General features: G+C 61.8%; 10 protein-coding genes. All 10 read left to right on the top strand.

Features of this window, described 5'->3' with window-relative positions:
- The first annotated feature begins 34 nt into the window (after positions 1-34).
- The 10 genes from HU739_RS15765 (at position 35) to mdoH (ending at position 13,578) form a co-directional block, all read left to right on the top strand.
- Positions 35-886: an ABC transporter permease gene (locus HU739_RS15765; RefSeq protein ID WP_186552111.1), complete on the top strand. Its 852-nt coding sequence runs from the start codon at positions 35-37 to the stop codon at positions 884-886.
- Positions 883-1,713 (top strand): quaternary amine ABC transporter ATP-binding protein, encoded by an 831-nt coding sequence (locus HU739_RS15760; RefSeq protein ID WP_186552110.1) that lies wholly within the window; start codon positions 883-885, stop codon positions 1,711-1,713. Before HU739_RS15765 ends, HU739_RS15760 begins: the two co-directional genes overlap by 4 nt.
- 184 nt (positions 1,714-1,897) lie before the next feature.
- Positions 1,898-3,421, top strand: coding sequence for a histidine ammonia-lyase (gene hutH / locus HU739_RS15755; protein WP_186552109.1), 1,524 nt, complete (start codon positions 1,898-1,900; stop codon positions 3,419-3,421).
- 129 nt (positions 3,422-3,550) lie between these two features.
- Entirely contained in the window at positions 3,551-5,083 is a 1,533-nt protein-coding gene (gene hutH, locus HU739_RS15750) for a histidine ammonia-lyase (RefSeq protein ID WP_186552108.1), read from the top strand.
- A gap of 131 nt (positions 5,084-5,214) precedes the next feature.
- The gene (hutI, locus tag HU739_RS15745; protein ID WP_186552165.1) at positions 5,215-6,420 is read left to right on the top strand and encodes an imidazolonepropionase; all 1,206 of its coding nucleotides are present in this window, start codon (positions 5,215-5,217) and stop codon (positions 6,418-6,420) included.
- 10 nt (positions 6,421-6,430) lie between these two features.
- Entirely contained in the window at positions 6,431-7,234 is an 804-nt protein-coding gene (gene hutG, locus HU739_RS15740; RefSeq protein WP_186552164.1) for an N-formylglutamate deformylase, read from the top strand.
- A gap of 241 nt (positions 7,235-7,475) precedes the next feature.
- The gene (gene pip / locus HU739_RS15735; protein ID WP_073471584.1) at positions 7,476-8,447 is read left to right on the top strand and encodes a prolyl aminopeptidase; all 972 of its coding nucleotides are present in this window, start codon (positions 7,476-7,478) and stop codon (positions 8,445-8,447) included.
- Positions 8,444-8,881, top strand: coding sequence for a D-aminoacyl-tRNA deacylase (gene dtd, locus HU739_RS15730; protein ID WP_186552163.1), 438 nt, complete (start codon positions 8,444-8,446; stop codon positions 8,879-8,881). Before pip ends, dtd begins: the two co-directional genes overlap by 4 nt.
- A 349-nt stretch (positions 8,882-9,230) precedes the next feature.
- Positions 9,231-11,015 carry a glucan biosynthesis protein G gene (locus tag HU739_RS15725; RefSeq protein WP_186552162.1) on the top strand — a complete coding sequence of 595 codons (1,785 nt, stop codon included), beginning with the start codon at positions 9,231-9,233 and terminating at the stop codon, positions 11,013-11,015.
- Complete coding sequence (gene mdoH, locus HU739_RS15720) at positions 11,008-13,578, top strand: glucans biosynthesis glucosyltransferase MdoH (protein ID WP_186552161.1); 2,571 nt, start codon at positions 11,008-11,010, stop codon at positions 13,576-13,578. The genes HU739_RS15725 and mdoH overlap by 8 nt, the downstream gene beginning before the upstream one ends.
- Positions 13,579-13,608: the final 30 nt, after the last annotated feature.

Below are 13,608 nucleotides of genomic sequence, written 5' to 3'. Positions count from 1 at the left end.
CGCTTGATCGCAACCCCTTGATTGAGAGTCTCTTATGTTTCCCGAAAGCTTTACCTTTTCCATCGCCGACTGGGTCAACGGTTGGGTCGATTCGCTGGTCACCAACTACGGCGATGTGTTCCGCCACATCTCCGACACCCTGCTCTGGGCCATCGTCAACCTCGAAGGTCTGCTGCGTGCGGCGCCGTGGTGGCTGATGCTGGCGATCGTCGGTGTCGTCGCCTGGCACGCCACGCGCAAAGTGGTGACGACGGCCGTCATCGTCGGTCTGCTGTTCCTCGTCGGCGCGGTCGGCCTGTGGGACAAGCTCATGCAAACCCTGGCGCTGATGATGGTGGCGACGCTCATCTCAGTGCTGATCGGCATTCCGCTGGGGATTCTCTCGGCCCGCAGCAATCGCCTGCGTTCGGTGTTGATGCCGCTGCTCGACATCATGCAGACCATGCCCAGTTTCGTGTACCTGATCCCGGTGCTGATGCTGTTCGGCCTGGGCAAGGTCCCGGCGATTTTCGCCACCGTGATCTACGCCGCGCCGCCGCTGATTCGCCTGACCGACCTCGGTATTCGCCAGGTCGACGGTGAAGTGATGGAGGCGATCAACGCTTTCGGCGCCAACCGCTGGCAGCAACTGTTCGGCGTGCAACTGCCGCTGGCCCTGCCGAGCATCATGGCCGGGATCAACCAGACCACCATGATGGCCCTGTCGATGGTGGTGATTGCCTCGATGATCGGTGCCCGTGGCCTGGGTGAAGATGTGCTGGTGGGGATTCAGACCCTCAACGTCGGACGTGGCCTTGAGGCCGGTCTGGCGATCGTGATTCTCGCAGTGGTCATCGACCGCATTACCCAGGCGTACGGTCGGCCACGGCACGAGGTGAGCAAATGAGTAACGCAACCGTGAGCAAGATCGAAGTCAAAAACGTCTTCAAGATTTTCGGCAACCGCGCCAAGGATGCGCTGGCCATGGTCGGTCAGGGCAAGACCAAGGATCAGGTGCTGAACGAAACCGGTTGCGTGGTCGGGGTCAACGACCTGTCGCTAAGCATTGGCACCGGCGAGATTTTCGTGATCATGGGCCTGTCCGGCTCGGGCAAATCCACCTTGGTGCGCCACTTCAATCGCCTGATCGACCCGACCAGCGGGGCGATCCTCGTCGACGGCGTAGACATCCTGCAATACGACATGGACGCCCTGCGCGAATTTCGCCGGCACAAGATCAGCATGGTGTTCCAGAGCTTCGGCCTGCTGCCGCACAAGAGCGTGCTCGACAACGTCGCCTACGGCCTGAAAGTGCGCGGCGAGAGCAAGCAGATGTGCGCCGAACGCGCGCTCCACTGGATCAACACCGTGGGCCTCAAAGGTTACGAAAACAAATACCCGCACCAGCTCTCTGGCGGCATGCGTCAGCGTGTCGGCCTCGCCCGGGCATTGGCGGCGGACACCGACATCATCCTGATGGACGAAGCGTTCAGTGCGCTGGATCCGTTGATCCGCGCCGAGATGCAGGACCAGTTGCTGGAGCTGCAAAAGACCCTGCACAAGACCATCGTCTTCATCACCCACGACCTCGACGAAGCCGTGCGCATTGGCAATCGCATTGCGATTCTCAAGGATGGCCGGTTGATTCAGGTCGGTACGCCGAGAGAGATCCTGCATTCGCCGGCGGACGAGTATGTCGACCGGTTTGTGCAGCGGCGGGCGGCGGTGGTCTGAGACTGAGTTGCCTTTGTGGCGAGGGGATTTATCCCCGTTGGGTGGCGAAGCCGCCCCAAACAATGCCCCCAAATCTGTCAGACAGACCGCGGTGGCTGGTTTTACGACTGCTTCGCAGCCGAACGGGGATAAATCCCCTCGCCACAGGGTGACCTGCATCAACAGAATTGGTATGAGGTTAAAGATGTCCCAGGCTGAAAAAATTGTGATCACCGGTGCCCACCTGCGTTGGCAGGACGTGGTCGCTGTCGCCCGTCATGGCGCGCGGCTGGAGCTGTCCAGCGAGACCTGGGCGCGTATCGAAAACGCCCAGGGCATCGTCCAGCGCATTGTCGCCAGCGGTGAGCGCGCGTACGGCGTCAACACCGGCCTGGGCGGTTTGTCTAACGTCTCCCTGCAAGATGAACAACTCAGCCAGCTCTCGCGCAACACCCTGCTCAGCCATGCCTGCGGGGTCGGCCCGGTTCTCGCCGACGAGCAGACCCGCGCGATCATCTGCGCCGCGATCCACAACTACAGCCACGGCAAATCCGGCCTGCATCGGCGGGTGGTCGAAGGGCTTCTGGCGCTGCTCAATCGCGGCATCACCCCGCAGGTGCCGTCGCAGGGTTCGGTGGGTTATCTGACCCACATGGCGCACATCGGCATCGCGCTGCTCGGCGTCGGCAATGTCAGCTATCGCGGGCAGATCGTGCCGGCGCAACAGGCGCTGGCCGAGGAGGGCCTGCAACCTGTGCCGCTCGGCGCGAAGGATGGTTTGTGCCTGGTCAACGGCACGCCGTGCATGACCGGCCTCAGTTGCCTGGCCATCGCCGACGCAACACGCCTGCTGCAATGGGCCGACGTCATCGGTGCGATGAGCTTCGAAGCCCAGCGCGGCCAGATCGATGCGTTCGATGCCGAAATCATCGCGCTGAAAGCGCATCCGGGCATGCAGCAGGTCGGCGCCAATTTGCGTGCGCTGCTTGCGGGCAGCGAAGTGATCGCTTCGAGCAAGGGCATTCGCACCCAGGATGCGTTGAGCATTCGTTCGATCCCGCAGGTGCACGGCGCCGCGCGAGATCAACTGGAACATGCGATCAAACAGGTCGAAACCGAACTCAACGGCTGCACCGACAACCCGTTGCTGCTCGGCACGCCGGACAACTTCCGGGTCATGTCGCAAGCCAACCCGCACGGGCAGTCGGTGGCGATGGCGGCGGACCTGCTGGCGATCGCCATGGCCGAAATCGGCTCGATTGCCGAGCGCCGCCTCGATCGTCTGGTCAACCCGCACGTCAGCGGGCTGCCGGCGTTTCTGGTGGCCAATCCGGGAGTCAACTCCGGGATGATGATCGTGCAATACGTCGCGGCGTCGCTGTGTGCGGAAAACCGGCAATTGGCGCAACCGGCGGTCCTCGACAATTACATCACCTCGGGCCTGCAGGAAGACCACCTGAGCATGGGCACCAACGCCGCGCTGAAGCTGCACCGTGCGCTGGAAAACTGCACGCAGATCCTCGCCATCGAATACCTGCTGGCGGCGCAGGCGCTGGAATTTCTCAAGGGACAACGCTTCGGCGCCGGCACCGATGTCGCTTGGCGCCTGCTGCGCGAAACGGTGCCGGCCTACGATCAGGATCGCTGGCTGGCGCCGGACATCGCCGCTGCGGCGAGCGTTTTGAAAGCGCCGAATGTGCTGCACAGCGTCTTACCGAATTTGCACTGACAACTACCCCTGCCAGCGTGCCAAGGCGCGGATCGTTCAAAAGACGAGAGGCGACGGATAACGGAATGCTCCGGAGCGACTGGCAGTTTCTCTTTATTCAAGAGACGAACTCACAAAAGGAGCACATTAATGACTGCGCTGAACCTGATCCCCGGCCAACTGAGCCTGGCCCAACTGCGTGACGTCTACCAGAACCCGGTCACGCTGACCCTCGACAACAGCGCCAGCGCGCAGATCGAAGCCAGCGTCGCCTGCGTCGAGCAGATCCTTGCCGAAAATCGCACTGCCTACGGCATCAACACCGGTTTCGGCCTGCTGGCCTCGACGCGCATCGCCAGCGAAGATCTGGAAAACCTCCAGCGCTCGCTGGTGCTGTCGCACGCAGCCGGTGTCGGCCAGCCGATCAGCGATGAGCTGGTGCGGCTGATCATGGTGCTCAAGGTCAACAGCCTCAGCCGTGGGTTCTCAGGGATTCGCCGTCTGGTGATCGACGCACTGATCGCGCTGATCAATGCCGAGGTCTACCCGCACATTCCACTGAAAGGTTCGGTGGGTGCATCGGGCGATCTCGCGCCATTGGCGCACATGTCGCTGGTGCTGCTGGGCGAGGGCAAGGCTCGCTACAGGGGCGAGTGGATGGAAGCGACCGAGGCGCTGAAAATCGCCGGCCTGACGCCGCTGACGCTGGCGGCGAAGGAAGGTCTGGCGCTGCTCAACGGCACGCAGGTGTCCACTGCATTTGCGCTGCGCGGATTGTTTGAAGGTGAGGACCTGTTTGCCGGTGCACTGGCGCTCGGCAGTCTCACCGTTGAAGCCGTGCTGGGTTCGCGCTCGCCGTTCGATGCGCGCATCCACGCCGCCCGCGGTCAGACGGGCCAGATCGACGCCGCTGCGGCTTATCGCGATCTGCTCGGTGAGCGCAGCGAAGTGTCCGCTTCGCACCAGAACTGCGACAAGGTTCAGGACCCGTACTCGCTGCGCTGCCAGCCGCAAGTCATGGGCGCGTGCCTGACGCAGTTCCGTCAGGCTGCTGAAGTGCTGGCGATCGAGGCCAACGCGGTGTCGGATAACCCGCTGGTGTTTGCCGCCGAGGGCGATGTGATTTCCGGCGGTAACTTCCACGCCGAACCGGTGGCGATGGCTGCTGACAACATGGCCCTGGCCATCGCCGAAATCGGCTCGCTGAGCGAACGCCGCATCTCGCTGATGATGGACAAGCACATGTCGCAACTGCCGCCGTTCCTCGTTGCCAATGGCGGTGTGAACTCCGGTTTCATGATTGCACAGGTGACGGCGGCGGCGCTGGCCAGCGAGAACAAGGCGCTGTCCCATCCGCATTCGGTCGACAGCCTGCCGACCTCGGCCAACCAGGAAGACCACGTGTCGATGGCCCCGGCGGCGGGCAAGCGTCTGTGGGAAATGGCTGAAAACACCCGCGGGATTCTTGCGGTGGAATGGCTCGCGGCGGCGCAGGGCCTGGATCTGCGCAACGGCCTGAAGACCTCGCCGAAACTGGAACAGGCGCGGGCGATCTTGCGCAAGGAAGTGGCGTTTTACGAGAAGGATCGGTTCTTCGCCCCGGACATCAATGCGGCGACCGAGTTGCTGGCTTCGCGGTGTTTGACTGAGCTGGTTCCGGCGAAGCTTCTGCCGAGCCTTTAACCCCACCCACTGATCGTTCCCACGCTCTGCGTGGGAATGCAGCCCGTGACGCTCCGCGTCACTGGACGCGGAGCGTCCCTTGAGGCATTCCCACGCAGAGCGTGGGAACGATCACAAGACGAGGACTTGGGATGAAAACCCTCTGGCAGCACTGCCACGTCGCAACCATGGCCAACGGCGCCTATTCGATCATCGAGGATGCCGCGATCGTCACCTCGGGCGCGCTGATCGAGTGGATCGGCCCGCGCACTCAGTTGCCGTCCGGCGAATATCCGGCGGTCAATGATCTGCAAGGCGCCTGGGTCACTCCTGGCCTGATCGACTGCCACACCCACACGGTGTTCGGCGGCAATCGCAGCGGTGAATTCGAAAAGCGCCTGCAAGGCGTCAGCTATGCCGAGATCGCAGCACAAGGTGGCGGCATCGCCAGCACCGTGCGCGCCACTCGCGAAGCCACTGAAGACGAGCTGTTCGCCAGCGCCGCCAAACGTCTGAAAAGCCTGATGCGCGATGGCGTGACCACCGTGGAAATGAAGTCTGGCTACGGTCTCGATCTGGCCAATGAGCGCAAGATTCTGCGAGTCATCCGGCGCCTGGCCGAAGCGCTGCCGATCAGCGTACGCAGCACTTGCCTGGCGGCGCACGCCTTGCCGCCGGAGTACAAGGACCGCGCCGACGATTACATCGATCTGGTCTGCGATCAGATGCTGCCGGCCCTCGCCGCTGAAGGTCTGGTCGATGCCGTGGATGCGTTCTGCGAATACCTGGCGTTCTCGCCGGCGCAGGTCGAGCGGGTGTTCGTCGCCGCACAACGACTCGGTCTGCCCGTGAAGCTGCATGCCGAGCAACTCTCCTCGTTGCACGGCTCCAGCCTCGCCGCGCGTTATCAAGCCTTGTCCGCCGATCATCTGGAGTTCATGGACGAGGACGACGCCATCGCCATGGCCGCCGCCGACACCGTCGCGGTCCTGCTGCCGGGCGCGTTCTACTTTCTGCGCGAGACGCAGTTGCCGCCGATGGACGCCCTGCGCAAGCACAAAGTGAAGATTGCCATCGCCAGCGACCTCAACCCCGGCACCTCGCCGGCGCTGTCGTTGCGCCTGATGCTGAACATGGCTTGCACCTGTTTTCGCATGACCCCGGAAGAAGCCCTCGCCGGCGCGACGATTCATGCCGCGCAAGCGCTGGGCATGGCCGCCAGCCACGGCTCGCTGGAGGCCGGCAAGGTCGCCGATTTCGTTGCCTGGCAAATCGACCGGCCGGCGGATCTGGCCTATTGGCTCGGCGGCGATCTGGACAAGCGCGTCGTGCGTCACGGCGTTGAATCAAATCTGTAGGAGAGCGGTTGTGGACAAGGTTCTGAACTTCAAACAAGGCCGCGTGCCGCTGCTGATCAGCATGCCGCACGCAGGCGTGCGTCTGACCCCGGCGGTCGAGTCCGGGTTGATCCCGGCGGCGAAAAGCCTGCCGGACACTGACTGGCACATTCCGCAGCTCTACGATTTTGCTGAAGAACTGGGCGCCAGCACCCTGGCTGCCGAATATTCGCGCTTCGTCATCGATCTCAACCGGCCGTCCGACGACAAGCCGTTGTACGCCGGGGCGACCACCGGTTTGTATCCGGCGACGTTGTTCGACGGCATTCCGTTGTTCCAGCAAGGTCTGGAGCCGTCTGATGAAGAGCGGGCGACGTATCTGCAACAAATCTGGACGCCGTACCACCGCACCTTGCAGGAGGAGCTGGCGCGGCTGAAAGCCGAGTTCGGCTACGCGCTGCTGTTCGACGCGCACTCGATCCGTTCGATCATCCCGCACCTGTTCGACGGCAAACTGCCTGACTTCAACTTGGGCACGTTCAATGGCGCCAGTTGCGATCCGCAGTTGGCCTCGCAACTGGAAGCAATCTGCGCCCGCCATGATCAGTTCAGTCATGTGCTGAACGGTCGCTTCAAGGGCGGCCACATCACCCGACAATACGGCAACCCGGCGCAAAACATCCACGCCGTGCAACTGGAACTGTGTCAATCCACTTACATGGAAGAGTTCGAACCGTTCCGCTACCGCGCCGACCTGGCCGAACCGACGCGGGTGGTGCTCAGGGAATTGCTGCAGGGTTATCTGGCCTGGGCAAAATCTCACTACAGCGCATAACCCCTGTGGGAGCGAGCCTGCTCGCGAAGGCGTCCGTTCAGCCAGCATCCATGCCGAATGACACACCGCTTTCGCGAGCAGGCTCGCTCCCACAGGATCGCGTTCGGCCTGTGAGGTCGATGGCTGACAAACGGTGACAGCGCACAGGCATGCTCATTGACGCAAATCGGGTTTATGATGCCCAACGGCAGAATAATAGAAGTCCCCTCAGGGATGACCTCGACCCCTTACGGAGCGCGCAATGCAGACTTTGTTTCCGCAGATCAAACCTCACGCCCGGCACGATCTGGCTGTCGATGACACCCATACACTGTATGTCGATGAAAGCGGCTCGCCGGAGGGTCTGCCGGTGGTGTTCATCCACGGCGGGCCCGGTGCCGGTTGCGATGCGCAGAGCCGGCGCTATTTCGATCCGAATCTGTATCGCATTGTCACTTTCGACCAGCGCGGTTGCGGTCGCTCCACCCCGCATGCCAGCCTGGAAAACAACACCACTTGGGATCTGGTTGAAGATCTTGAGCGCATCCGCAAGCACCTGGGCATCGAAAAATGGGTGCTGTTCGGCGGCTCGTGGGGCTCGACCCTGGCGCTGGCCTACGCGCAGACCCATCCGGAACGCGTCCATGGCCTGATCCTGCGCGGGATCTTTCTCTGCCGTCCGCAGGAAATCGAGTGGTTCTACCAGGCCGGCGCCAGCCGTCTGTTCCCCGATTACTGGCAGGACTACATCGCACCGATCCCGCTGGACGAGCGCGACGACCTGCTCAACGCTTTCCATAAACGTCTGACCGGTAATGACCAGATCGCCCAGATGCACGCGGCCAAAGCCTGGTCGACGTGGGAAGGGCGTACCGCGACCCTGCGGCCGAACCCGCTGGTGGTCGATCGTTTCTCCGAGCCGCAGCGCGCGCTGTCGATCGCGCGGATCGAATGTCACTACTTCACCAACAATGCTTTCCTTGAGCCGAACCAGTTGATCCGCGACATGGGCAAGATCGCTCACTTGCCCGGCGTGATCATTCATGGTCGCTACGACGTGATCTGCCCGCTCGACAACGCCTGGGAATTGCATCAGGCCTGGCCCAACAGCGAATTGCAGGTGATTCGCGACGCCGGGCACGCGGCATCCGAACCGGGCATCACTGATGCGTTGGTGCGTGCCGCGAGCAAAATGGCTCAGCGCCTGCTCGACCTGCCACTCGAAGAAGCATGAAGGCGCTGTTACAGCGCGTACGTGGTGCGCGGGTTGAAGTGGCCGGCGAAGTGGTTGGCGCGATCGATCAGGGGTTGCTGGTGCTGGTGGCGGTCGAACCCGACGACACGCGTACCAGCGCCGACAAACTTCTGCATAAAGTGCTTAACTATCGGGTATTCGGTGACGCTGAAGGCAAGATGAACCTGTCGCTGAAGGATGTGAGCGGCGGATTGCTGCTGGTCTCTCAGTTCACCCTCGCCGCTGACACCAAAAGCGGCTTGCGGCCAAGCTTTTCGACAGCGGCGCCACCGGCCTTGGGCGAAGAATTGTTCGACTATCTATTGAGCCAGGCGAAACAGATGCATGGCACTGTGGCATCAGGTAGATTCGGCGCCGATATGCAGGTGCATCTGGTCAACGATGGTCCCGTTACGTTTTTGTTACAGACCTGACAGTGGCTGAAACACCTTTTTCGGAAATTTCGACGTTTTCAGGCTGTTTTCGCGATAAATACTTTGTTACCCCTGATGCGTTGTCATCCGGGCTACTAGATAATCGCGCGCTGCGGGGATCGACATTCGTTGATCCGTTTTGGCTTAGGTAGAGACTTGTCTGGATCCGATTGGGGAATCATTTTGCCCCGGCGGAGTCGGAACATTGCTCGCCAACTTGGCAAGGGTGCGCTGGAAGGTCGGTTGTTCACAGCCGAAAACCCCACAGGCACTTCATCTGGCCGTTGGTTTATTGATCTGTTTTCGGCGAGGGTTGCTCGTGATTGTTAGTCCCTGTAATGCAGCAAAAATGTCTGCCAAACGCATGCGAAGTGCTCTGGTAGCGGGTTCGGCGCTCCTGTGCCTGCTCAGCGCCGGTCAGCTTTGGGCGTTCAATCTTGACGACGTATCGGCCAAGGCTAAAGAGCTGGCCGGGCAGAAGTTCGAAGCCCCGCGCAGCAACCTGCCGAACGAATTCCGCGAAATGAAGTTTGCGGACTATCAGAAAATTCGCTTCCTCACCGAGAAAGCCGAGTGGGCGGACAAGAAGACGCCGTTCAAACTGTCTTTCTATCACCAGGGTATGCACTTCGATACACCGGTGAAAATCAATGAAATCACGACGAACACCGTCGAAGAGATTAAATACGATCCAACCCGCTTTGATTTCGGCGACCTGAAATTCGATCCGAAAGCCACCGAGCAACTGGGTTATGCCGGTTTCCGTGTGCTGTACCCGATCAACAAGGCCGACAAGCAAGACGAAATCATGACCATGCTCGGCGCGAGTTATTTCCGCGTTGTCGGCAAGGGCCACACCTACGGGCTGTCGGCCCGTGGTCTGGCAATCGATACCGCGCTGCCGTCGGGCGAGGAATTCCCGCGTTTCCGCGAGTTCTGGATCCAGCAGCCGAGGCCGGGCGACAAGCACCTGGTGATCTTCGCCCTGCTCGATTCGCCGCGCGCCACCGGTGCCTACCGACTGACCCTGCGTCCGGGCAGCGACACCATTGTCGACGTCAAGGCGCAAATGTTCCTGCGTGACAAGGTCGGCAAACTGGGCATCGCGCCGCTGACCAGCATGTTCCTGTTCGGCGCCAACCAGCCGTCGAAAGTCCTTAACTACCGCCGTGAGCTGCACGACTCCAGCGGTCTGTCGATCCATGCCGGCAACGGCGAGTGGATCTGGCGCCCACTGAACAACCCGAAACATCTGGCCGTGAGCAACTTCAGCGTCGAAAACCCGCGTGGTTTCGGTCTGCTGCAACGTGGCCGCGACTTCAGCCATTACGAAGACCTCGACGACCGCTACGACAAGCGCCCAAGCGCCTGGATCGAGCCGAAAGGCGATTGGGGTAAGGGCACCGTCGATCTGGTAGAGATTCCTACCGCCGACGAAACCAACGACAACATCGTTGCGTTCTGGAGTCCGGAAAAAATGCCGGAGCCGGGCCAGCCGCTGGACTTCGCCTACCGCATGCACTGGACCATGGACGAAGCCGCGCTGCACGCGCCGGACAGCGCCTGGGTGGCGCAGACCCTGCGTTCGACCGGTGACGTCAAGCAATCGAACCTGATCCGTCAACCCGATGGCAGTGTTGCCTATCTGGTCGATTTCGAAGGTCCGTCGCTGGCCGCGCTGGCACCGGATGCCGACGTGCGCAGTCAAGTCAGCGTCGGCGACAACGCCGAACTGGTCGAAAACAGCGTGCGCTACAACCCGGAAACCAAGGGCTGGCGCCTGACCCTGCGGATGAAGATCAAGGACGCGAGCAAGGCGACCGAGATGCGCGCCGCGCTGGTTCAGCCGATCGTCACCGCCGATCTGACCAAGTCGTCGCTGCCGGCCTCCAACTCGTCGGTCGCCAAGGCTGACAAGGTCGCCGCCAAGCAACAGGAAAAACTCGACAAGGAAGCCAAGGCCGCCGAAGCCAAACAGGCCGAAGCCAAGCCAGCCGCAGATGCCAAGGACAAGGCCAACAAAGACGCCAAGCAGCCAGTCGCTGCCGACGCGGCCCCAGCCACACCGGAATCGGCACCGACTGAAGAAGTCCTGACCGAGACCTGGAGCTATCAGTTGCCTGCCGATGAGTAACTCTCAAGTACAGCCAGAGACTCTGTCCGAGTATCTGGCGCATCTGCCAATGACCGACGAGCAACGCGCGGAACTCGCGGGCTGCCAGTCGTTCAGCGAGTTGCATGAACGCCTGTCATCCTCGACGTTCGACGATCCTGCCGAAGCCGCCCAGGCTTCGGTGGGCAAGCGCCTGACCCTGAGCACCGCCGAAGAACTTGCCGACGCAGAAATGCTGGTGCTCGACGCCAGCGGCCGGGTCAGCATGAAGGCTACGCCGCCGATCCGTCGGACCAAGGTTGTGCCGGAACCATGGCGCACCAATATTCTGGTGCGTGGCTGGCGCCGCCTGACCGGCCGGACCAACCCGCCGCAGCCGCCGAAAGACGCTAACGTGTTGCCCGCCGCGCGCTGGCGCACGGTCGGCTCGATCCGTCGCTACATTCTGTTGCTGCTGATGCTCGGCCAGACCATCGTCGCTGGCTGGTACATGAAAGGCATCATGCCGTACCAGGGCTGGTCGTTTGTCGATCTGGAAGAAGTCCTGCATCAACCGCTGCTGCAAACCGCCACGCAAGTGCTGCCGTATGCGCTGCAAACCAGCATCCTGATTCTCTTCGGGATTCTGTTCTGCTGGGTCTCGGCCGGTTTCTGGACCGCGTTGATGGGCTTCCTCGAGTTGCTCACCGGTCACGATAAATATCGTATCTCCGGCAAAAGCGCCGGCAACGAGCCGATCCCGAAAGACGCACGCACCGCGCTGGTAATGCCGATCTGCAACGAAGACGTGCCGCGTGTGTTCGCCGGTCTGCGTGCGACGTTCGAATCGGTTGCGGCCACCGGTGACCTGGATCGCTTCGACTTCTTCGTCCTCAGCGACAGTAACGACACCGACATCTGCGTCGCCGAGCAACAGGCCTGGCTGGACGTCTGTCGCGAAGCCAAGGGCTTCGGCAAGATCTTCTATCGCCGTCGCCGTCGCCGGGTCAAACGCAAGAGCGGCAACCTTGACGACTTCTGCCGTCGTTGGGGCGGTGACTACAAGTACATGGTCGTACTCGACGCCGACTCGGTGATGAGCGGCGAATGCCTGACCAGTCTGGTGCGCCTGATGGAAGCCACCCCGGACGCCGGGATTATCCAGACCGCGCCGCGGGCGTCGGGCATGGACACTCTGTATGCGCGCATGCAGCAGTTTGCGACCCGTGTGTACGGCCCGCTGTTCACCGCCGGTCTGCACTTCTGGCAGTTGGGTGAATCCCACTACTGGGGACACAACGCGATCATTCGCATGAAGCCGTTCATCGACCACTGCGCCCTGGCGCCGTTGCCGGGCAAAGGTGCGTTCTCCGGTGCAATCCTCTCCCACGACTTCGTTGAAGCGGCGCTGATGCGCCGTGCCGGCTGGGGCGTGTGGATTGCCTACGACCTGCCGGGCAGTTACGAAGAGCTGCCGCCGAACCTGCTCGACGAACTCAAGCGTGACCGTCGCTGGTGCCACGGCAACCTGATGAACTTCCGCCTGTTTCTGGTCAAGGGCATGCACCCGGTGCACCGCGCGGTGTTCCTGACCGGCGTGATGTCCTACCTGTCGGCGCCGCTGTGGTTCTTCTTCCTGGTGTTGTCGACGGCGCTGCTGGCGGTGAACACGCTGATGGAACCGCAGTACTTCCTCGAACCGCGTCAGCTCTATCCGTTGTGGCCACAATGGCATCCGGACAAAGCGATCGCGCTGTTTTCGACGACCATCGTGCTGCTGTTTCTGCCGAAGCTGTTGAGCATCATCCTGATCTGGGCCAAGGGCGCAAAAGAGTTCGGTGGCAAGTTCAAGGTGACCCTGTCGATGCTGCTGGAGATGCTGTTCTCCATGTTGCTGGCGCCGGTGCGGATGATTTTCCATACCCGTTTCGTTCTGGCCGCGTTCCTCGGCTGGGCGGCAACCTGGAATTCGCCGCAGCGTGACGACGACTCGACGCCATGGAGCGAAGCGGTCAAGCGTCACGGCCCGCAGACCCTGCTGGGCTTCTTCTGGGCGCTGCTGGTGATCTGGCTGAACCCGAGCTTCCTGTGGTGGCTGGTGCCGATCGTCGGTTCGCTGATGCTGTCGATCCCGGTGTCGGTGATTTCCAGCCGTGTCGGCCTGGGCCTCAAGACCCGCGACGAGAGCCTGTTCCTCATTCCTGAGGAATACAATCCGCCGCAAGCCTTGCTGGCAACCGATCAGTACACCCACGAAAACCGTTGGCACGCACTGAACGACGGCTTCGTCCGCGCGGTGGTCGATCCGCAGCAGAACGCCTTGGCGTGCTCGCTGGCGACCTCCCGTCACGGTCAAGCCGAACCGATCGAGTGGCTGCGTCAGGAGCGTGTGCGGCATGCGATCAAGGTCGGCCCGGCCGGGCTGAACAACCACGATCGCCTGCAACTGCTCAGCGACCCGGTGGCGTTGGCGCGCTTGCACGAGCAAGTCTGGGCCGAAGGTCATGCCGAGTGGCTGGACGCCTGGCGCGCTTCGGTGAAAGCCGATCCGCATGCACCGTTGCTGCCGTTGCGACCGGTGAGCCTGCAGGCTCAACCGGCCTGATAAAAAGATCGCAGCCTTCGGTGTAGTGGT

Source organism: Pseudomonas hamedanensis (genome assembly GCF_014268595.2).
GTDB classification, from domain to species: domain Bacteria; phylum Pseudomonadota; class Gammaproteobacteria; order Pseudomonadales; family Pseudomonadaceae; genus Aquipseudomonas; species Aquipseudomonas hamedanensis.
This window is presented reverse-complemented; position numbering and strand designations above follow the sequence as displayed.